Source organism: Acinetobacter sp. P1(2023) (assembly GCF_028367635.1).
Taxonomy (GTDB): Bacteria; Pseudomonadota; Gammaproteobacteria; order Pseudomonadales; family Moraxellaceae; genus Acinetobacter; species Acinetobacter pittii_E.
Window position 1 is genome coordinate 156,080 of the sequence record NZ_JAQNDD010000001.1, and the last position, 21,838, is coordinate 177,917.

Annotated in this window: 15 protein-coding genes and 1 pseudogene; all 16 read right to left on the reverse strand. The window is 36.1% G+C overall.

From position 1 onward, the window contains the following. Positions 1-15: 15 nt before the first annotated feature. Positions 16-1,497: a type VI secretion system contractile sheath large subunit gene (gene tssC, locus POD11_RS00705; RefSeq protein ID WP_016141470.1), complete on the reverse strand. Its 1,482-nt coding sequence runs from the start codon at positions 1,495-1,497 to the stop codon at positions 16-18. After that, positions 1,490-1,993, reverse strand: a complete 504-nt coding sequence (tssB, locus tag POD11_RS00710) for a type VI secretion system contractile sheath small subunit (RefSeq protein WP_262455962.1) — start codon at positions 1,991-1,993, stop codon at positions 1,490-1,492. Before tssB ends, tssC begins: the two co-directional genes overlap by 8 nt. A 16-nt stretch (positions 1,994-2,009) precedes the next feature. Continuing rightward, entirely contained in the window at positions 2,010-2,699 is a 690-nt protein-coding gene (locus tag POD11_RS00715; RefSeq protein ID WP_262455963.1) for a hypothetical protein, read from the reverse strand. 685 nt (positions 2,700-3,384) lie between these two features. Then, positions 3,385-4,289 (reverse strand): annotated as a pseudogene (locus POD11_RS00720) (tetratricopeptide repeat protein). 11 nt (positions 4,290-4,300) lie between these two features. Then, a complete protein-coding gene (locus tag POD11_RS00725; RefSeq protein ID WP_262455964.1) occupies positions 4,301-5,083 on the reverse strand; it encodes a putative type VI secretion system effector in 783 nt (260 codons plus the stop codon). A 51-nt stretch (positions 5,084-5,134) separates the two neighbouring features. After that, positions 5,135-5,878: a putative type VI secretion system effector gene (locus POD11_RS00730; protein ID WP_262455965.1), complete on the reverse strand. Its 744-nt coding sequence runs from the start codon at positions 5,876-5,878 to the stop codon at positions 5,135-5,137. Next, positions 5,871-6,626 (reverse strand): putative type VI secretion system effector, encoded by a 756-nt coding sequence (locus POD11_RS00735; protein ID WP_262455966.1) that lies wholly within the window; start codon positions 6,624-6,626, stop codon positions 5,871-5,873. Before POD11_RS00735 ends, POD11_RS00730 begins: the two co-directional genes overlap by 8 nt. A 2-nt stretch (positions 6,627-6,628) precedes the next feature. Continuing rightward, a complete protein-coding gene (locus POD11_RS00740; RefSeq protein ID WP_262455967.1) occupies positions 6,629-9,343 on the reverse strand; it encodes a T6SS effector BTH_I2691 family protein in 2,715 nt (904 codons plus the stop codon). Beyond that, positions 9,336-10,256 carry a hypothetical protein gene (locus POD11_RS00745; RefSeq protein WP_262455968.1) on the reverse strand — a complete coding sequence of 307 codons (921 nt, stop codon included), beginning with the start codon at positions 10,254-10,256 and terminating at the stop codon, positions 9,336-9,338. Before POD11_RS00745 ends, POD11_RS00740 begins: the two co-directional genes overlap by 8 nt. Position 10,257: 1 nt before the next feature. Continuing rightward, a complete protein-coding gene (locus POD11_RS00750) occupies positions 10,258-12,885 on the reverse strand; it encodes a type VI secretion system Vgr family protein (RefSeq protein ID WP_262455969.1) in 2,628 nt (875 codons plus the stop codon). A 217-nt stretch (positions 12,886-13,102) separates the two neighbouring features. Continuing rightward, positions 13,103-14,086: a PoNi-like cognate immunity protein gene (locus POD11_RS00755; RefSeq protein ID WP_262455970.1), complete on the reverse strand. Its 984-nt coding sequence runs from the start codon at positions 14,084-14,086 to the stop codon at positions 13,103-13,105. Positions 14,087-14,117: 31 nt separating this feature from the next. Then, entirely contained in the window at positions 14,118-14,933 is an 816-nt protein-coding gene (locus tag POD11_RS00760; RefSeq protein WP_174766551.1) for a PoNe immunity protein domain-containing protein, read from the reverse strand. Between the two features lie 131 nt (positions 14,934-15,064). Next, the gene (locus tag POD11_RS00765) at positions 15,065-16,081 is read right to left on the reverse strand and encodes a DUF1911 domain-containing protein (RefSeq protein WP_262455971.1); all 1,017 of its coding nucleotides are present in this window, start codon (positions 16,079-16,081) and stop codon (positions 15,065-15,067) included. A 14-nt stretch (positions 16,082-16,095) separates the two neighbouring features. Further along, positions 16,096-17,667 carry a hypothetical protein gene (locus tag POD11_RS00770; protein WP_262455972.1) on the reverse strand — a complete coding sequence of 524 codons (1,572 nt, stop codon included), beginning with the start codon at positions 17,665-17,667 and terminating at the stop codon, positions 16,096-16,098. Continuing rightward, positions 17,667-20,744 carry a DUF2345 domain-containing protein gene (locus POD11_RS00775; protein ID WP_262455973.1) on the reverse strand — a complete coding sequence of 1,026 codons (3,078 nt, stop codon included), beginning with the start codon at positions 20,742-20,744 and terminating at the stop codon, positions 17,667-17,669. Before POD11_RS00775 ends, POD11_RS00770 begins: the two co-directional genes overlap by 1 nt. A gap of 104 nt (positions 20,745-20,848) precedes the next feature. Continuing rightward, positions 20,849-21,745 (reverse strand): LysR family transcriptional regulator, encoded by an 897-nt coding sequence (locus tag POD11_RS00780; protein WP_262455974.1) that lies wholly within the window; start codon positions 21,743-21,745, stop codon positions 20,849-20,851. Positions 21,746-21,838: the final 93 nt, after the last annotated feature.

Consider the following 21,838-nt stretch of genomic DNA (forward strand, 5'->3'; position numbering starts at 1 on the left):
TTTCGCTGACCTTTATTAATTTGAGGACTGAGGTAACTCAGTGACAAGTCGTAAAGAAACTGACAACTCATCCAGCTGGAAGTGTGGTCGCAAGAAAACCACAGATTTGTAGTGACCTGGTTGAGCAGGGTCTTCTACAACTTTTACAGACGCTTCACGTAGAGGGTATTGAGCTTTTGCTTCTTGAGAAGCACCATCATCAAGTAATACATACTGTGACAACCACTCATTCAAGAATGCTTCAACATTTCCAGCAGAAGCAAAGCTACCCACTTTGTCTCTCATCATTGCTTTTAAATAATGAGCAATACGTGAAACGGCCATGATGTACTGAATTTGACTTGATAAAGCAGAGTTAGCATTTGCTGTATCATTGTCATATTTTTTAGGTTTTTGAGTTGACTGCGCACCAAAGAAAGCAGCGTAATCAGTGTTTTTACAATGAACCAAAGGAATAAAGCCTAAATCGCTTAATTCTTTTTCACGGCGATCAGTGATTGCAATCTCTGTTGGGCACTTAAATACCACTTCACCATCTTGTGTTTTAAATGTATGTACTGGCAAGCCTTCAACTAAACCACCACCTTCAACACCACGAATTGCAGCACACCAACCATGCATATCAAATGCATTAGTTAAACGAGTACCGAAAGCGTAGGCAGCATTCATCCACAAATATTCATTGTGGTTTGCACCCGAAACATCTTCAGCAAAGTTAAACCCTTCTGTAGCTGTTCCTTCCTTTGGATGATAAGGAAGACGACCTAGTACATGTGGCAAGGTTAAAGCAACATAACGAGCATCTTCACTATCACGGAATGAACGCCATTGAACGTATTCAGCTGTTTCAAAGATTTTTGACACATCTCGAGGACGGTCAATATCTGTAAATGACTCAAGGCCAAGAATGCTTGGGCTAGCGGCCGAAATAAATGGCGCATGAGCTGCTGCAGCAACATGAGAGATTTGCTCAAGCAAATACATATCAGAAGGCGTACGGTCAAATTCAAAATCGCCGATTAATGCTGAGTATGGCGCACCACCAAAAGAACCATATTCTTCTTCATAGATTTTCTTAAACAAAGTGCTTTGATCGAAGTCTGTAGCACCTTGGAAATCTTTTACTAACTCTTTCTTAGTCGTATTCAACATACGAATTTTAATAAGAGGGTTAGATGGAGTCTCTTGACAGAAGTAATAGAGACCACGCCAAGTTGATTCAATCTTTTGGAATTGCTCATTGTGCATGATCTGACTTAATTGATTTGAAATCAGAGCATCAATTTCCGCAATACGCTTATCAATTGATAAAGTCATATTTTCAGAAACTGTAATTGTCCCTGCCATTACTTCTTTAGCAAGTTCACCAATTAAGCTTTTTGCACGCGAATGTTCTTCTTCATTTCGGGCAATACGGCTTTCTTCAACAATCGAGTCTAAAAGAGTAGCTTGTTCATTTTCAACAAGTGGCATTGCTGCAGATTGAGTATTATTCATGATCTGCCTCCGCACTCAATTTACGAATCTGATCTGTATTTTTAAGAACTTCATCAAGTAAATCTTCCAAACGTTCACTGTTAGAGATTTTGTTTCTTAAATCAGTTAAACGCTCACGTGCTTCAACAAGTTTTTTTAATGGATCAACCTGCTGAACCACATTTTCCGGACGAAAATCGTCCATTGACTTAAATGTTAAATCAACAGCGATTTTACCGCCCTCTTCTGTCAACGTATTATCTACCTGGAAAGCAGCTCTTGGAGATAAAGACTCCATAACTTCATCAATGTTATCCAAATCAACATTAATGAATTTTTTATCTTTTAATTTTGTACGCTCAAGCTCAGATGCAGCCGAAAAATCACCCATCACACCTACAACGAATGGTAGTTCTTTCGCTTCTTTTGCATCACCAATTTCGACATCATATGTAAGTTGAACACGTGGAGGTCGAATTCGCTGAAGCTTCTTTTGTACGCTCTCTCTCTTAGCCATAAGATTCTATTCCGGATTATTTAATTAAAGGGTCAAAAGGCGAACTTTTTGATTTATTCACAGTGGCTGCAGGTGCAGTTTTAGGTTTTACTGTAGTCGTCTTTGCTGGGCTTGATACTCGTTTATTTAATGTTCTAGAAGTACTCGCTTTATTACGCGTTACATACTGTTTTTTATAACTTCTCTTTTCATTATCATCTGAGCTACTATCAGAACTCGCTTTAAAGCTCGATGGATCAGGAGCAGGCATCGCAGTGTGAATATTTTCAATTAACTGCTTTGCAGGAGGATAAGTCACATCATTGCTTAAATATCTCAATTCCTGAGTACGCATTTGCTGCAAAGAATTATTTGCAATGCTCACACCAGATAAAAACAAGACATCTGTTATTAATGAACCGCGTATATTTTGACTTTGCAATTGACTTGCTAAATTCAATGCTTTAACTGGTTGATTGGTCTGATAAAACCGCATAGCAGCTTTAGCTAATAAATCATTTTTTTGAGTTGTATTATCGCTATCACAAACTTGTTTAAAAATATTCAATAACTCAGGATCATTTTGACCTTCAGCTAAAGGGTTCTTCTTAATACAACTTTTTTTAAGTTTTACAGGCTCTAGTTCTGCTGCTTGAGCATATGATAGACCGATAATGTTTCCAGTCAAAAAAAGTATCAAAATACTTCGTTTCAACACAACCTTCATTCCTCTGTTTTCTTATTTATTCAAGGCTTTACCGAAAAGTTAATATTTTTAAAACATTAAAAAATCAGTCTAAAAACCTTATATTCAAAAAATTTAGACGCAGTTTATCATATAAACAAACATATTTTATATAAAAATCATATCAACTTAAACTAAAAGTAAATAGTTAAGATGCTTATAAAATATAGATTAATAAAGTTATTCTTATAAAAATTTAATATTGTTATTTTTTGTAATTAAAAATAAGTTGCTGTTTTTTATAGATTAAATAAAAATTAAAACTAAACTGAAAATTATCATAAATATCACTTAGTTAAGATTTACGAAACATTTTCTTAAAAAGATTTTATCTAATAAAAAAGATAAATAGATTAAATGATTGTAAAAGATACATTTCAAATTTATGAAACTAGAAACTCAGTATAAATAAAAATCGACTTGTCAAGACTAATCTGTCTATTTGGTATATTTTTTATTTCAGTTTGCGAGAGCAAGTAGAACTAATAAAGCTCGTAGATTTGCAAATAACCATCTTTCCTTTAGGGCCAAGCTCTTGCACAACTCAAAATCATATTTGATATCAAGAAAATTAAACTATTTGGCTTTATATTTTTAAAGAATATTGCGATTTTTTAAGTTTAGAAAAGCTCTTCTATTCAAAAGAGCCTTTTATTTAAGTATAAATTTATATTTTAGGCTTCCAATAATTAGCTTTTTCAGGATTATACTTTGAACTACTATCATCCGAATAAATATTAAATAACAACTCTATTCCAGCCTTATTTCCATTGCGTACAGCCATTTCTGCATATCGTATTGACTCATCTAAATTTTGTTTCATACCCGCACCATTATAATATTTAAGAGCAGTATTATATTGCGCTAACGCATGTCCATGATCAGCCGCACGCTTAAACCAAACAAGTGCTTTAAGTGGATCTTGCTCTACCCCCTCACCTCGCTCATAAGCCAAACCTACATTGTTTTGTGACTCAAGATCTCCCTGTTCAGCAGCTTTTAATATCCATTTAAAAGATGCTTTGATATCTTTTTAACGCCATCTCCACCATACAATTGAGCAGCAACTACTGTCTGGGATTGTATGAGTCCTAACTCAGCAGATCGAATAAAATATGTAAAAGCTTTTGCTCTATCCTGTTTTACATTTAAACCTTTGTAATGTGCCAACCCAACATTATGTATTGCAGAAGGATTTCCCTTTTTAGCACCTTCTTCAAACCACTTTAAAGCTTTTTGATCATCTTTTTTTACAACTTCATTGCCATTTCGATAAATCAGTCCTAATTGAAGCATGGCATTTGAAGAGCCTAATTGTGCAGATTTCTCAAATAGTTCCAATGCTTTTTTTTGATCAAATTTTTCACCTTCGCCTGTGGCATACATTGATGCCAATACAAAAATAGCCTCTGCATCATTTGCTTTCGCAGCCTTTTCTAGTTCATGTTTAGACTTATATTCAGACACATCTTTATAATCTTTAGTCAAAGTTCCATGAGTGTATTCTTCTTTGTCTTGAGTGCATGCAGATATGAATAATATTAAGGTAATGACAAACAATCTAAGCTTCATTAAACAACCTTTTACTTCAAAAAATTTTTCTTATCAAAATAATCTTCTGGATAAGGATCTTTACCTTTTAATTTTTTTCTATATTTCATTACACTAATCTGAACACCATCATCAGTTAAAAAATCATTATAAAAATCTTGCTCTGTAGGATTTTCAAAACACAATTTTTCAAATATTTGTTCAGATAAATTGCCAAAATTCTCGTATGATTTTCGAAAACTAAAATAATTTATAAATGCAGAAAATGAAACTGAAATAAAAAATGTTATAAGCACTGTCTCAAAGAAGAACAATATACTCTCACCAGAATAATCAGAAGAGGAAATAAAACTAAATATAAGTATCACCATGAACAAGCCAAATGACAGTGCACTAAAAAAATAGGTCTGCATCATAATAGCTCTATATCCCATTTTTACTGAACGCCCCATTTCATAGATCATATACAGAAGACCTGATTTGGGATCGACTATTGCATAAACTTGGTAGCGTCCATCCACAGGTTTTTCGCTAATTACAGCTATCAGTTCATCATTTTCTTTAAAACGAACTGTCGTAAATTGCCCTATTACTGGATATCCATCTATTTCACCTATAAAAGTTATCCCATCTTTTGCTTTTCCAGCCATTAATAAAATAGGTGAGCTTGTGAGTAAGGAGCTGCTTCCAGCAAGTACACCTGCAAAAGCGGTACCTGCTGCGATGCCGCCCACATCCTGATTTACAGGTATTTTAGATTTGGCTTTATCTAGAGAATGGATTGGGCCCTGAACCAGTTGAAGATGTAATTTCAAAATCTTTACCTTTAAATAACATTTTAGCCTTTAGTTATTATCCCCATTCTTTTATTTTTGCTCTATATAGTTTTCTGGGTATGGATCTTTTTTAATAACTTTTCTATATTCATATACAGACTCTAAAAGAATTTTATAATCATCACTATAGTGGCGTCCAGATAATAAAAAAATTTCTGCTGGATTTTCGAAACCATAAATTTTAAATATTTCTTCTGATTTCTCTGAAAAATGTTTGAGGGATTTGACAGTCCCCTTCATAATAAAAATAATTATAAAATAAAATAAAATAATAACTCCACCAAAGATTAGAAAGTTATCTATAGAATAATCATCTATATATATAAATAGTCCTATCATCACAACTACAGTAAGAGCATATAAAAAATTAGCTCCTTTCGTAGCTGAGGCCTTATACTTCTTAACGGAAGCCCCCATACCGACTTGCATGTAAAGTAAGCCTGTTTTAGGACTCAATATAGAATAGAGTTCATATAAATTTTTTTCTAATCGCCTAGCGACACAAATAACATATTCATTTTCAACTATTAGAGCACGATGAAATTTACCTATGCAGATTTTTCCATCTATTTCCATAACAACAGACTGTACATGTAAACGGCTTTGTGATGCTAGAAATACAGTTTGTGCAGACAATGAAACACTTTCTGCTACACCACTTAGAATTACTGAAGCTGCAATTTGAGTATCGCCAGACTTTCCAAATGCACTTAAAGAGTCATCATAAATTTCTAGTCTTTGAATGCGACCTTCGATTTTTAATAAATCATACATTCCGTTCTTTTTGCTCTATATAACTTTCTGGGTATGGATCACTTTCAATAACTTTTCTATATTCATATACAGACTCTAAAAGAATTTTATAATCATCACTATAGTGGCGTCCAGATAATAAAAAAATTCCTTCTGGATTTTCGAAACCATAAATTTTAAATATTTCTTCTGACTTCTCTGAAAAGTGTTTGAGAGATTTAAATGATTTTTTAACAATGTAAAATAAAATAAAATAAAATAAAAGCAGGACCCCTCCCCAGCTTAATAGATTTTCTTTATCAAAATCTCCGCCTAATATAAGTATAATAGCTATAATAGCAACACCTAATAAATACCAGACTCTCCCCCCTTTAACAACAGACTCATAACTCTTTTTTACACTCCCCCCCATACCAACTTGCATATGAAGCAACCCTGTCTCTGGACTTAATATAGAATAAAGTTCGTATAAGTTTTTGCCTATTTTTTTAGCAACACATATTATATATTCATTTTCTTTCAATAAAGCACGATGAAATTGACCTATACAGATTTTTCCTTCTATTTCAATTACAATAGATTGCACATGCAATCGACTTTTTGAAGCTAAAAAAAATGTCTGTGCTCCTAATGACACACTCTCAGCTACCGTCGACAAAATTGCAGAAGAAGATATTTGCGAATCTCCAATATTAGTTAAAGTATTTAATTTACCTTCATAAACTTCTAATTTGTGGATATAACCTTCAAATCTGACTAACTCATACATAATTAAACACTCACAATAGCTTTCATAAATCCTTCATACTCCTCATCTACTGTTTTGTAGAACTTTTCCTTACTATCAGATTTATGAAAAGCAGATTTTTGACACCAATCTTCCATTTCATCATCTAATACACATTTCCTTAAATAAAATTCTAATGCAACTGCAGCAATAGTTATCACAGTTAATCCAGCAATTGCTCTGGAGCCCATCAATGCAGAAGCAATAAGATTAGATGTAATCCGCTCACCCATTTTTTTTGCAATTTCTTTTGATGAATAAGATACAATAGTTGTAAAAAGTGATAGCACTTGACCTATCGCTAAAAAAATACTTGCTGTATATTTAATTCTTAATAAATTTTTTATTATTTTATCATCTGTGTCCTGTAATGCTTTGTAATCAACTATTAATCCAATAATTCCTCCTATTGTTCCTAATGTAGCAGCAAATAGTTTAAAGGCTTGAGCTTTATTAGCTACATTAACTCCCTTGTTCAACCATGATTCTCCTAACATATCAAAAGCTACAGCCATTAATGTAAAAGAAGCACCTGCTAATTGTACTGCTAACTCAGGCTTATCTTTAATATCAGATTTCCAAGCATCATATTGGAAATAAAAATTCAGTAACTCAAAAACTCCCACAATAGCAAGTATTCGGTTTTTGGTAATATCAGGTTGCCCTTTAACTGCTAAGGATACCGAGTTTTTAATTTCTATCGCCCTAGTATTACGATAAGTATAAGTCATACCACTTTGCGGTAAAGACGAAATTGCAGCAGCTCTAAATTCTAGGTTATACATCAATCTCATCAATGGGATTTGCTGAGCCAAATTCCCTGATCTTAAATATAACAATTGAGCTGTATGACGTTGCGCACCTTGAGTTGCCATAACCGTAATTTGACTGATATGTATCGTTTTTAAACGGATATCACCAAACTCTTTTAGAGCCGTATTCAGCATCAAAGATATCCAGTAGAACAGCTTATCTGGCCATTTAAAATCATTTACCGAGATAAATTTTTTCCCTTCAATACTACCCAACCAACTATCAAAGGCAGCATCGGCTGCAGTGAACATACTAAAACCCTGTTTACTATAATCCAGTAAGTCTTTTGCTGAACTTGGACTTTCAAATATTTTGGCATATTCATCCATCAAGACTTTGTTATTAAAACAATAGGCTCTCAAGAACAAGTTTTTATCTGGAACCTTTTTTTCACATATCCATTTATTCAGTAAATCCTTACCTTTCTGTAACAAATTCATGCCATACATTAAATCCATAATGACTGCATGAAAAATAAAGCCATTGCTTTCTTTTGATACTTTCCCCTGTTTCAATTCTTCACTTTGGTCAAAATAGAATAGACCTTTTAAAAGATTAGAAGAAATCAGCCAGTTATAATGATCATCTACATAGCGAACTGCTGCACTATAACTTTCTTCAGATTTCTTATCGACATCCTTACGGAACTTTTCCAAGCCATTCATATCTAACTGTGCTTGATATTTTTTCCATGCATGAGTGCCATCCACAGTCGCTTGTTTAACAGCCTCTGCTCTCTGTTTTTCAAGTTCGGCTGCAGCTTTTGCAGGCGCATTTTTTTCGAAATTTTTAAGATTTTCAAGTCCCTTTTTATCGCCCATGCGTTCAGCTCTTTGAATCGCTGCTTGAAGATAAGGATCAGTAATTCTCTTCCTTTGCTGTTCATTTGAATCAATAATTTTGAACTTTGCCTGAATGGAGTTTGCAACTAAGTTTTGCTTCATATTATCAATCAAAGTCATAGTTTGAAGCTTATGTTCGTTGCTAAAGCCGTCTTTATTTTCTTTTAAGAAGCTATCAACCCCTTTAAAGCTTAATATGTTACGGTCTTCATTTAATTTAGAAGTAATTCCAATCGGATCATAGAGCGCAACACCAATATGCTCTTTCGGTTTCTCACTAAATTTCTTGTTTATTGCTCCCCAACGAGCAGAACCATATGATTCCAAAGGTAATGCAACAGCACTTAACTGGGCACTAGAAAGACAATGTTGCTGGACAGCTCCTTTTGTTACATCAATTTTTTGCCAGTAGCCTGAAGTCGCATACTGATCAGCATTTTTTTCAAATTGTTCTCTCATTTTTTTGGTGAGTGGAGCGTGAGCATGAAGTAAATAGACCGTCTGGGCATCATCATTATTTACCGAAGGAATAGTAATTAAAGAAGCGTTAGCACTATGCCCAGCTTTATTGCATGCAAAATCTTGAGCAACAATTGGAGCTTTACTTCCTATAGGAAACTCCTGATGAAAGCCCTTCTTATTAGTAATATACGCAACCCACTCTTTTTTCCCTGATTTTCTTTTTATGAGTAAGTAAATATATCCTGAATCAATCATTCGAACCGTATATTTATATTCCTTAAGTGGAACATTAGTAACATTGGCCCCTAATTGTGCTGGTAATGGTTTTACTCCTAAACGAGCTACCGAATATTTAAGAGGTAATATATTTATACCTGTAGGGCGACAAAAGTTAGTACATTCCTTTTTAGACATCTGAGTGACTGGTATTTTATTATTCTGAGTCGTCGATGCCGCAGCCTGCTGACTAATTTTACTTGGATTTGGACTAACACCTAACTTTTGAACTACTTTCTGTTCTTGTTGTGCTGGCGTCCCAAATTTTTTCATTTGTTTCGCAAAAGTCGGTTTATCATTAGCCATGGTAGCTCTCTTTACATTCTCTTATAACTTGTGAATATTGATTTTCTTCTAAATAGTCCATTGCTTTGGTAAATGAGTTGGCCTCACTTCTATCAACCCAATAATGATCAAGTATGTCTGAAATCAAACGACTTTTTATAAAGTTTCTATGCAAAATAACGGAATACATTCCATAAGCAATAAGATCCGTTACATGTAAAATTCCATAATGTGTTATTGCTTGATGAAGTGAATCTAATATCTCATCCTGACGAATCAACAACTTCTCATCATATATAAGAGATTGTTTAATCACCGTATTCGATAACTCAATTAAATCTAGTTTTGCTGACTCAGCATTGGTAAAAGTAAGAGGAAAAAGCGACCTTTTTTCCTGAATTTTTACCTCATACAAACCGCTAAAAAAAACAAAATGCCAATTCTCTAAAAATGATTCAATTCGTTCACTTTTCTTATCAATTATTGCTGGCAAGTAAACTAATACTCGTGGATCATACCAACGAAAAATAAATTTATTCTTTGTATCTTTTGCAATAACAAGTTTTTTAAAAGTTTGAACTGCAATTTTTAGATTTTCAATTTTGCTGAATCCATGAATAAAGTAACCATCCTCATTTTGATCCAAATTCATTAATAATGTATGAGTAATAAACTCTAATGAATTTGCTAGATCTTCTTTCACTTTTATTTTTATAAAGAAAAGAGCTGGACGGCTATTTTTTTTAGCACCAGCTGCAATCTCTATTGGTTCCAATTCATAATCTTTTAACTTCTCGATAAACTCATCAAAGAATCCACTCAATAAAGTCTCATCACATAAAAAACTAATATGGCCATTTTGTTCAAATAAGTTTGATATTAAATCACTTAACTTTTTAGAATTTAATTCATCTTTAGAAAATAAAAGCTTCATCTTAGTCTAATATCACTTTTGCTGATCCATTTTTTGCTGCATCTGACTGTTTAGCAGAACAGTCAGGTAAATCAAGCGCAGGTGGATTTATTGATGAGCCCCCCATAAATAAATGCTGCCCAGCCTTCACCTCAAGCTTACCGCCCGTAACAGGGAAAATGCCTGAACCATTCAGCTTAACTTGAGACCCATTGGCTGTCAGATTAATTTCAGTTGGGCTAGTAATAAAAACCGTGTCTTCAGTTGAGGTAATTTGTATACCTTTTCGAGCAATGACATCTAAGCCATCACCTTGAGCCTGAATTTCTACTTTGCCTTGGCCAGCAAAAAGTCGAGCACCCTCCTGAGCGGCAAATAGACTAATCTTTTGGCTCGCATGACTTAATATATTCTTTTGCGTACTAATATTAACGCTATCTCCAGCACTTTGAGTAAGCTGACCATTTGCACTAAGGTGTATATCTTCATTACTACTTACAGCGATACTTTTTGGAGATGCCAACAGCATCACTGCTGATTGAAACTCAGCAGCTTTTTTAGGATCTTCTTGTTTGAGAACTTCTAAGAAAGTCTGAATATTCTCAAGCATATCTAACGGGTCAGTTTGCTGATTTTTAGCAACTTCACTGAGTGCCTTGGCATTGCTAAGACCGCCTTCGATTTGTTGTTTGGCCTCATTTGCATCAAGGTGTACGCCTTGGGCTTGATCCTGTTTGTGGGTACTAATCAGTAAACCACTGCCAGCTCGAACTGCACCCCATTGGTCTGTTCTGAGTTCGAAACCTTCACCACGACCGTCACTTTCGGCTTTATCTTTTGGATGGCTTAAGTTACCCAAGTTGAGCTGACTGGCTGCATGACTACTTTGTAGCTGGGCACTGATTTGCCCTGTGGTGTCGTCAAAACGGAGCTGGTTAAAGCCTTTACCATCGACTTCTTCTGAGCGAATGCCACTGAGCTTTTTAGTGTCAGGTAGCTGGCCTTTCTGGTCAAACTGGGTTGGATGGCGTTCAGCTTCATGAATGCGTCCTACCACAAACGGGCGGTCAATGTTGCCGTCAAAGAAATCGATCACAACGATCTCACCAACGCGAGGCAAGAAGCGTGCGCCATAACCTTCACCTGCCCACGGGGTAAGTACATCAACCCAAGCGGAGTCGGTGTCATTATCGTTACTTCCTGCACCACCATCATGGCTATGGTCGTCAGTTCGGGTAAATAGGAAGCGAACTTTAATGCGCCCCCATTGGTCAACATGGATGCTTTCGCCTTCCAAGCCCACCACTCTAGCGCGCTGCGGATAAGCGGCTGGACGGTGCTCTAACGGGTTATATCCAGGCACCGCTTTAATATTTCTACGCGACAAGATGAGTTCATTACCCTGACGCTCGGTTTGGTCATTTAAATCGGATTGATATTTTTGCCATTGGCTTTGGCTAAAAAGTTGATCGATTTGCTGTTGTAAATCTTTAGGCAAATTATTTTGTAAATAGAAGCTTTTACCAATAATCAGAAATTCTTTGTCCGATCCAATATGCGTATCTATTTCTGGATGTTCATTCAATTCAAACCAATAGCCGACTTGCGTATCACGTACCGTAGTTTGTGCACGGAAATATTTTGATTGAGACGCATAATAATCAGATAGATTTTGATTGAGTTTTTCTAGCTGCTGGTGACCCGATGCTGTGGCTTGGTCTTCACCTTTTAAATCTTGCATCCAAGCAGGACTGACATGCCATGCATGTTCTAGACTTAAACTCGCATTATCCTGATTAATGCTATGAATATGCTTTGACTGAACACTTCCCATGCCTTCTTCTTGACTTAAAGCATCAGCCTGCCAGCGTTGCACATGCACGGCTGTAGATTGCAAGCTTCGAGTTGGAACAAGGCTTGTCATACTGTCTTGTTGTTCAACAGCACTACTGCGGTGATAACGGATATTTCTTCGATTTAATGCTAAATATGATTCATTATTAGCAATTAAACGTAATTTTTGCGGTTGAATCTCATCCGAGCTATCAGCGACCCAAAGCTGAGCTTCATCAATTAACCAGTTAATGCCTTCACTACGCCAAAGTCTGGTTAAAAACTCATAATCTGTTTCATTACTTTGCATAACAAAAGGTCGAACATCGTAATATTCGGTTAGACCTTTTAAATCCAAAGTTAAGCTAGAAGCAAATAACGGACTTTTGTTCTGCCATTCTGTAAATAGAATTTCAGTGATGTCCCGTACACTCTTATTCATAAACACACGGCTATTGCGGCGTTTATGCCATAGCACCGTTGGGTCTTGTAATCTCAGTTTATACAAAGTTAATGAACCATCACTCTGCCCCTGACTGGCTTCGGTAATAATTCCTGTAGTTCTAAATAATTGCCCCTGATCAGTTACTTGATCGACTGCAACCTGACAACCAATAAATTGTTTTAATGAAATATGAGCATTCGTAGAAAGACAAAATAAATCGGCAGTCAGTCCTTCATTTAGCTGATGCTGTCCTTCAATACTTTGTAAAAAGACTTGAGTATTCAACGATGGATTAGAAAACTGAACATGAAGCACGCGCTTTTGCGAGCTGATACCCAAATCTTCTAGAATTCTATATATATGAGATAACATCTTTTTTTATGAAAACTTTGTCAGGATTGGCATTATTTTATAAAATACAGAAACATCTGTCTATTTTGTAAAGAAAAACTTAACCATATGAATACACGAATAAAGCTATCTTTTAGTCGTACATAATTTATTTTAATAAAAAAAGTAATTAGAATACATTACTTATATAAAACCCCATTAAATAATGGGGCTTTTTTTAGTTATATATTTTAATTTTTTATTCTTCTTTTTCAAATTGCCAGTAAACCTCTCCCCAGTCTTGTTTTTTAATTTCTGGAAGAATCTCTCCAGCATTAAAATAATGTCGAGAATTATTACTAGCTACTGTAAACCAATAACCCGATTGAGGAGCCTTCTCACCTGCTTTAATCGCTATTCTATTATAATTATTTAATAAATTTTCCTCTCCTGCTGTTGGATTGAATGAATGATAGAAAGCAATTAAATCTTTAGGATAATAAAGATAATCGTATAATTCTTTGTCATCATTTATTTCCAGTAAAATAACGGCACAAGCAGCTTCAAAAGACCAATACCCATAATATCCACCATCAGCTTTATGGGTATCATGCCAAGGTGCACCTGCTAAATCTTTATACCATTTCTTTAAAAATTTATGTAAATGCTTCAGAGAAACCTTATTATCTTGGCTTACAAAAGCATTTGAAAGCTCAAAGTAAGGCTGGGGAAAAAGAACATCAGAACAGTCAAAACGATTATCATCAGAAAAAGCTAAAAATTCTTCAACGATCCAGTCTTTACCACCATTTTCGTGAGTATCTCCATCTACTAATTTGGCAACACTCATCAATAAGTCATTTCTTTTTAATAAATAACAAAGACTAATTAACCAAATATATAAGCAATAATCATCAAGCAACTCTAAATTAAAGACACTAAAATTTGGATCTTTATAATAAGTTCTTTGCTTTTCAGATAAAATATTAAATAAATTTATAACACTCTCAAAATCTACACGTAAGTGATCAATAGATCTTCCAGCAGTATAGTCTAGTATAAATAGATCAAATTGATATCTTGCAGCTATAGAATAAGAATCAATCCATCCCGCTTCAATATCCTCATCACTATTAGATTCACCTAAAAAGTCTTGAATAGCATTTATTAAGGCAGCTCTGGTAGAGAGATAATACTTTTCATCCCAAAATTGTTGTCTTCGACTAAAATCTTCATCACACATTATATTTCTCTATTAGGAAATTAATTATTATTTATGCACCATACTTGCTTCGAGCATAATCAACCAAGTCTTTTGGATAGTATGGTTTATCTCGATAACTACTGTCATCTATTCGTAAAATAACTGTAATTGCTGCTGCCTCTAATGACCAGTAACCTGGAAACTGACTACTTTTATGACGGTCATGATAGGATTCCCTTTTACTTGCACCATACCACTCATCCATATAAGCTGACATCAGAGCTGGGCGGTCAGCTTCATCCGCCGTAAATACTTTTTCAAGCTTTCTATATGGAAGTTGTCTTAAATATACTTCCGAGATTTCCCGATCTGGTAACCATGGAGAAACTAGTTTATCCAGTAAGGCATCTTGCTCATCATTTTCATAAGCCAGAAGTTCCATAATTGTTTTTAAATGCTCAGGTTGAGCAAATAAAATAGAGAAACAAACTAACTGTAAAGCTTCCCAATATTCACTTGTAATTAATTCTAAGTGTGGTACTAAATGTCCATCACTTTCAGAGCTTTGATGAAAGTCCAAATGATAGAATTCTGCTTTTTTAAGTGCATAAATAACATTAGGAAAGTATTTAGCTAGTTTCTTTACAGAAACACCTGCAGAGTAACTAAAGAATATAAGCTCTAAAGAAGCTTCAAAAAAATGATTAGATGATAAGTAAATTGCACCTTTAGGTTTATCTTTTAAAAATTCCTTGTCATTTAGCCTTTCGCCTATTGTTTGGACTGAGTCTAAAACTTGCGTTACCACATATTCGTAATCTTTATATTTTTGATAAGGTTCTCTTCTTAAATTTTTCCAGTCTTTCTCATTCAATAGGGTAATCATTTAAGTATTATTCCATTAAAAATATTATGGGTAGTAAACAATAATCTGCAGAATACTATTTAAATTTAATAAATTACGAAAAAGCCTATCCGTTAGATAGGCCTTATATTAAAAGATCAAAAAATAAAATATTATGGATTTTCTATATCTAAATACCAAATGGTTTCACCCCAAGTGTTATCTTTAATTTCAGGCATAATTTCGCCTTGATTAAAATGACGCTTTTGCATGTCATTGGCTGGACTATACCATTCACCAGACTGTGGGCAAGGTTGACCAGCTTCACAACGTAAGCGGTTAGCTTCTCCCTCTATAACCCCATGTTCATCTAGAACCATATACTTGCTTCGAGCATAATCAACCAAGTCTTTTGGATAGTATGGTTTATCTCGATAACTACTATCATCTATTCGTAAAATAACTGTAATTGCTGCTGCCTCTAATGACCAGTAACCTGGAAACTGACTACTTTTATGACGATCATGATAGGGTTCTCTTTTACTTGCACCATACCACTCATCCATATAAGCTGACATCAGAGCTGGACGGTCAGCTTCATCCGCCGTAAATACTTTTTCAAGCTTTCTATATGGAAGTTGTCTTAAATATACTTCCGAAATTTCCCGATCTGGTAACCATGGAGAAACTAGTTTATCTAGTAAGGCATCTTGCTCATCATTTTCATAAGCTAGAAGTTCTATAATTATTTGTAAATACTCAGGTTGAGCAAATAAAATAGAGAAACAAACTAACTGTAAAGCTTCCCAATATTCATCAGTTACCAGTTCTAAATGTGGTACTAAATGTCCATCACATTCTGAACTTTGATGAAAATTGATATGATGCTTTGCATAAAGCTGCCAATATTCCACTACCTTTGGAAAAAAGTCAGCAAGTTCTTCTACTGTTAGACCAGCAGAATAACTAAAAAAAACACTTTTAAGGGATAGCTGAGCAATAGCATTTGAAGCATTCATTAACCCAACATAATAATCATCAGGTCCATGATCAAAATCATTCTCTAGGTTATTTAAACCTATTTGAATATTTTTAAGATTAAAATCCAATCGCTTTTGATAATCTGAAAATTTTTGGTATGGTTCACGTTTAACTATATCCCATTCGGATTTATTCAAAACTTTTAACATATGCTGCAACCCTATTACTCAGGTAAAATATTATCAGGTAAAAAAATTAATGGCATCTGAATATTATGAATTTTTCCTTTGGACCGATCATGCTGCTCATATTGTTTACCAGTAACCATATAAATTTCTCGATTATATGTGGTTGGATTCTTCCTACTTACCCGTGCACTTTGAATAGAGTCCGTTAGATAGTCTTTGTGTGAAGCAGGGATAGTATTGTCCGATTCTAATGATGAATATATCCATCGATGACTCATCTGACGACCTTTAGACTTAGTACCACTTAGCCCAGCTTTCCCTTGACTGCCCGTTAGAGCCCCTTCATTTTTTATAGAAGTTTCTGCACTAGTCGATCTTTTACCTAACCCTGACTGTTCATTGTACTCAGTCTTCTCATCAAAAATTTTACCAATCTCACTCCGATTACCTTCAATTGCTTTAGCATCAGAATCTGCCATTCCCGCTAAAAAAGCAAAATGGCCAAAAATACTTCCCTTTGTTTCACCAACCAAATATTTACGACCTTTATGACTTCCAAACCACAAATGATCTATACCAGTTTGGTTAATATCTTGTTTACGTATCCGGTCACCCGCCGCATTACGCTTTAAACGATCATGTTCTTCTATTAAACGTCCATTATCATTAATTTTACGTAAACCCTTTCGTCTTTCTTTTGAATAATAATCCACAATATGCTCAGCAGGCACCCCCGTAGACCAACGCTTTTTTTTCGATTGCCTAATTTCTTGACTACGCTTTGTTTTATTAGCAGCAGAACTCTGAACAGTCGGAGCTTTATCTTTTACTTGCTGCTGTGCTCCACCTCGTTGATGACTTGAAGGTTGTTGAGATGAGTTTTTTCCTTTCCCTGCAACTGCCGTCTGTCTAGGTGGAACTTGACGTGTCGTCTTAGCTGCTGCTGTACTCGGTAATGGGGGATGCATATTCAACATTTGATTAACTGTTTTTTGAATTTCTGCAAACGCAGAATTCATATATTTTGGAGCATCTTTTTTTACTTGTTGAAGCATACGAATTACTTCGTTTACTTTGGGTCTACCCATTACTTGTTTTGCCAACCAAGAATCAAGAACATCTACAAATTCATCAATCATTTTATTGAGTAAAGAAAGGCATTTGTTTTTAAGTTGATTCCAATCCATTTCTTTTAATGCTTTTTTAGGATCTATTTTGGCATATTTACGCATAGCATCAAATACACGCTCTGCATTTGCACCACTTCTTGCAAGCTTAAACCCTGCTTTGAATGCATCTCCAAAACCAGGAATACATCCAATTAAAGTTATAACTAAATCTACCCATCCCATTATATTAGCCGGATTTGTGGCTACTAAGATAATTCCCTTAATTAAATCACGTAAATCAAATAATTGTCCTACAACCGGAACACATCCTAAAATTGCTGTAACAATAATTTGACTAGGCCCCGTACCGCTCCCATCTAGTAAGCCTAAAAACCACTTTCCCACATCATCATCTGCTTTTTTTAACTGCTGAGGTGTTACTCTTTGTGTTACAGGTTGTTTAGTTGCTTTTGCTGGTACAGAAGGTAAAGTCGCCATTAAATATCACCTTCTTGATAACTACGCTCGGATTCAGCTTCTTCATCTGTTAAATCTTTCGAATGCATTTCTTTATATGGTTTTGTCTCAGGTGTAATTTCATTTTCTAAAATATAATCATCATAGTAGTCATGTATTATTTCACTGTTATTTTGCATTTCTTCAATTTCATCATCAAAAAAATTATCTTTTAGATAAGCATTGTATGTATCAGAAAATGTTGCCCTCGCAAATAACACATCTTCTTCAGTACGTATTTTTTGCTCAGCAATAGGATTTTTCAAAAGATCTATAAAATGTTCTGGTTTAACTCTAATATCTTCACCATATAAAACTTTGGCTTTCTTACCTAACTCGATATTGTCAATTTTAGCGTAACCATTTGCATCCAACATACCTTTTTTACTGGTCCCATCTTCAAATAAAAGTTCATATGTTGCTTGTTTTACAGGAGATAAATCTTCATAAACATAATTAAGCTCTATTGAACCCGTATTTTTTCCTACTGCTGGCAAAGCAGGCAAAGTAGCAGAAGCACTCCCTCCCCCCATAAACAAATGCTGCCCAGCCTTCACCTCAAACTTGCCGCCAGTGACAGGGAAAATTCCCGAGCCATTAATCTTGATTTGAGACCCGCCTGCCGTGATAACAATTTCTTTAGAAGCACTAATTTCAATTTTGTCTTCTGTAGAAATAATCTGCACAGCTTTACGGGCAATTAAATCTGCGCCATCGCCTTGTGCTTGTATCTCAACTTTGCCTTTGCCTGCATAGAGTCTTGCCCCTTCTTGAGCCGCAAAAAGGCTGATCTTGTTTTGGGCATGCGCGATTAAATTCTTTTGGGTAGACAGGTTAATGCTATCACCAGCAGTTTGACTTAACTGAGCATCTGCGCTGAGGTGAATGTCTTCATTACTGGCTAGAGCAATACTGTTAGGTGCAGTTAATATCATCAAAGCTTGCTTAAAAGCGGCAGCTTTGTCTTGATCTTTTTCTTCAATTTGTTCTATGAACGTTTTTAAGTTCTCAAGAACTTCCAATGGATCAGTTTGCTGATTTTTGGCAACTTCACTGAGTGCCTTGGCATTGCTAAAGCCTCCTTCAATTTGTTGTTTGGCCTCATTTGCATCAAGATGTACACCTTGAGCTTGGTCCTGTTTGTGAGTACTAACGAGTAAGCCACTACCGGCTCGAACTGCACCCCACTGGTCTGTTCTGAGTTCGAAACCTTCACCACGACCGTCACTTTCCGCTTTGTCTTTTGGATGGCTTAAGTTACCGAGGTTTAATTGGCTTGCCGCATGGCTGCTTTGTAGCTGGGCACTGATTTGTCCTGTAGTGTCGTCAAAGCGTAGCTGGTTAAAGCCTTTACCATCGACTTCTTCTGAACGGATACCACTGAGTTTTTTAGTATCAGGTAATTGACCTTTCTGGTCGAACTGGGTCGGGTAACGTTCGGCTTCGTGAATACGTCCCACCACAAATGGGCGGTCAATGTTACCGTCAAAGAAGTCGATGACGACAATCTCACCGACACGTGGTAAGAAGCGTGCTCCATAACCTGCACCTGCCCACGGAGTGAGCACATCGACCCAAGCCGAGTCAGTGTCATTGTCGTTACTGCCTGCTCCACCGTCATGGCTATGGTCGTCAGCTCGGGTAAACAGGAAGCGGACTTTAATACGTCCCCATTGATCGACATGAATGCTTTCACCTTCCAACCCCACCACTCTAGCGCGCTGTGGGTAAGCTGCTGGACGGTGCTCTAACGGGCTATATTCAGGCACAGCTTTAACATTACGTCGAACAACATTCAGCTCAGCAAAGTGGCGTTGCTCAGGATTTTGGCTGTCGAGTTGGGCTGCTTTGAGCTTATCCTTTGGCAACAGACGCTCAAGTTGCTGTTGTAATTCTTTCGGTAAATTATTCTGGTTATAGTAGTGTTTGCTTAAAATTAAGAACTCTTTATCAGCACTGTCGTGTTGGTCGAGTTCTGGGTGATCATTCAGCTCAAACCAGTAACCTACCTGTGCATCACGGACGTTGCCTGAAACTGTAAATTGTTTCGAACTCAAGTGATGATAAGCATTAATATGCTGGTTAAGCTGTTCAATCTGGCTATTGCCTGAAGCAGTGGCTTGGTCTTCGCCTTTTAAGTCCTGCATCCACGCGGGGCTAACATGCCATGCATCTTCAAGGTTTAAGCTGGCATTGTCATAGTGTTCGCTGTGCTTTTGTGTACCTTGTACGCTGCCACTACCCTCTTCTTGTTGCAGGACATCGGCTTGCCAGCGTTGCACATGTACAGACGTCGGCTGTAAGCGGCGCTCAGCTTTAACTTGAGTAATGGTATCGAACTGTTCTGTCGCACTACTGCGTTGATAGCGTAGGCTATGACGTTCAAGAGCTTGATAGTGCTGATTATCGTCAATTAAGCGTAAGACTTGTGGCTGAATGGACGCATTCGGGTCAGCGACAAAAAGCTGAGATTCATCAACTAGCCAGTTAATGCCCTCGCTACGCCATAGACGGGTTAAAAAGTCATAGTCGCTTTCGTTTGACTGCATCACAAACGGACGCACATCGTAGTCTTTGCTTAAACCAGATGTGTCGAGCGTTAGACTTGAGGCAAACAGCGGGCTTTTGCCCTGCCATTCTTTAAACAGAATTTCGCTAATATCGCGCACGCTTTTATTCATAAACACGCGGCTATTACGGCGTTTATGCCAGAGTGCAGTTGGGTCTTTTAAGGTTAAGTTATAAATGGTGAGTGAGCCGTCGCTTTGCCCCTGACTCGCTTCGGTAATAATACCTGTGGTTCTAAAGAACTGACCTGTGTCAGTGACCTGATCGACAGCCACCTGACAGCCAATAAATTGTTTTAATGCAATATGCGCGTTCGTCGACAGACACAGTAATTCAGCAACGCTACCTTGGTTGAGCGTATGCTCGCCCTCAACGCGTTGTAAGAAGACTTGGTTATTTAATGATGCGTTGGAGAATTGCACATGAAGAACGCGGTTCTGTGCGACTAAACCTAAACTATCTAAAATTTGAAATATTTTATGGGACATCATTATTATAAAAACTGAGTCATAATCATCGATATTTTATAAAAAACAGACAGAATTGTCTATTTATATAAAATTGCTTATCTTCCACAACTTACATACTTTTCAGTTTATCTAAAAGAAAGATGGACTATTAAATAGTCTATAAATGCCCTCGTTTTGGCCGGTAAATTAGAGGTATGAGGATAAAGTAATTGAATACTTTGTAGAGGTAATGAAAAGTCAGGAAATAACCGAATTAAGCGATTTTGTTGAATATCTTCATCAACTAACCATGCTGGACAAATAGCAACTCCTAAAGAAGATAGAACCATTTGATGAATTGCAGTAACCGAGTTTGATTCATACTGACTTCGAATAAATGGTAATGAATATTGCTCCCCTAAACTGTTTTGCAAAATATATTGTGAATCTTGCCAATTTAATAAGGTATGGCCAATCCAAGGAACAGCCGCTAAATCGGATATATTTTCTATAGGATGGTCTTTTATAAACTGCGGAGTAGCCACAAGATAAATTGGATATTCTCCGATTTTTCGAGTTTTTAGAGAGGAGTTTTTTAAATTTCCTAGCCGAATAACTAGATCTAATTTTTCAGTCACTAAATCATCGAGAGATGAATTAAACGAGTACTGTAAACGTAAATGTGGATAAAGCCGACAAAACTCAGGAAGCAATGGCAGAATAAAACGCTGTCCAAACTCATTAGTTGACGAAAACCGTAAAGTGCCTGTAATACTTGTTCCTAAATGCTGACTACGTTCCAAAGCCTCAGCAATATGAAGTTGAATTTGCTTAAAATCTTCATAAAACTGTTGACCTATTTCCGTCAATGCAATGTTGCGGGTGTTACGAATTAAAAGGCTTGTATTTAACTGCTTTTCTAATTGTTTTATATCAATACTTACCATTGATCGGCTTAAGCCTAAAGTTTCAGCAGCCTTAGTAAATGATCCAGAATCAACGACCTGTAAAAAACTGGTAATTTGCTTGAGATTTTTTTGCACAATTTAGCCGATTGTTTGAAATTATTAAACAATGATTTTACTTCGCCTGTATCGACAATAAAAGTGCTGGATCTTACCCTGCCTGCTCGGAGG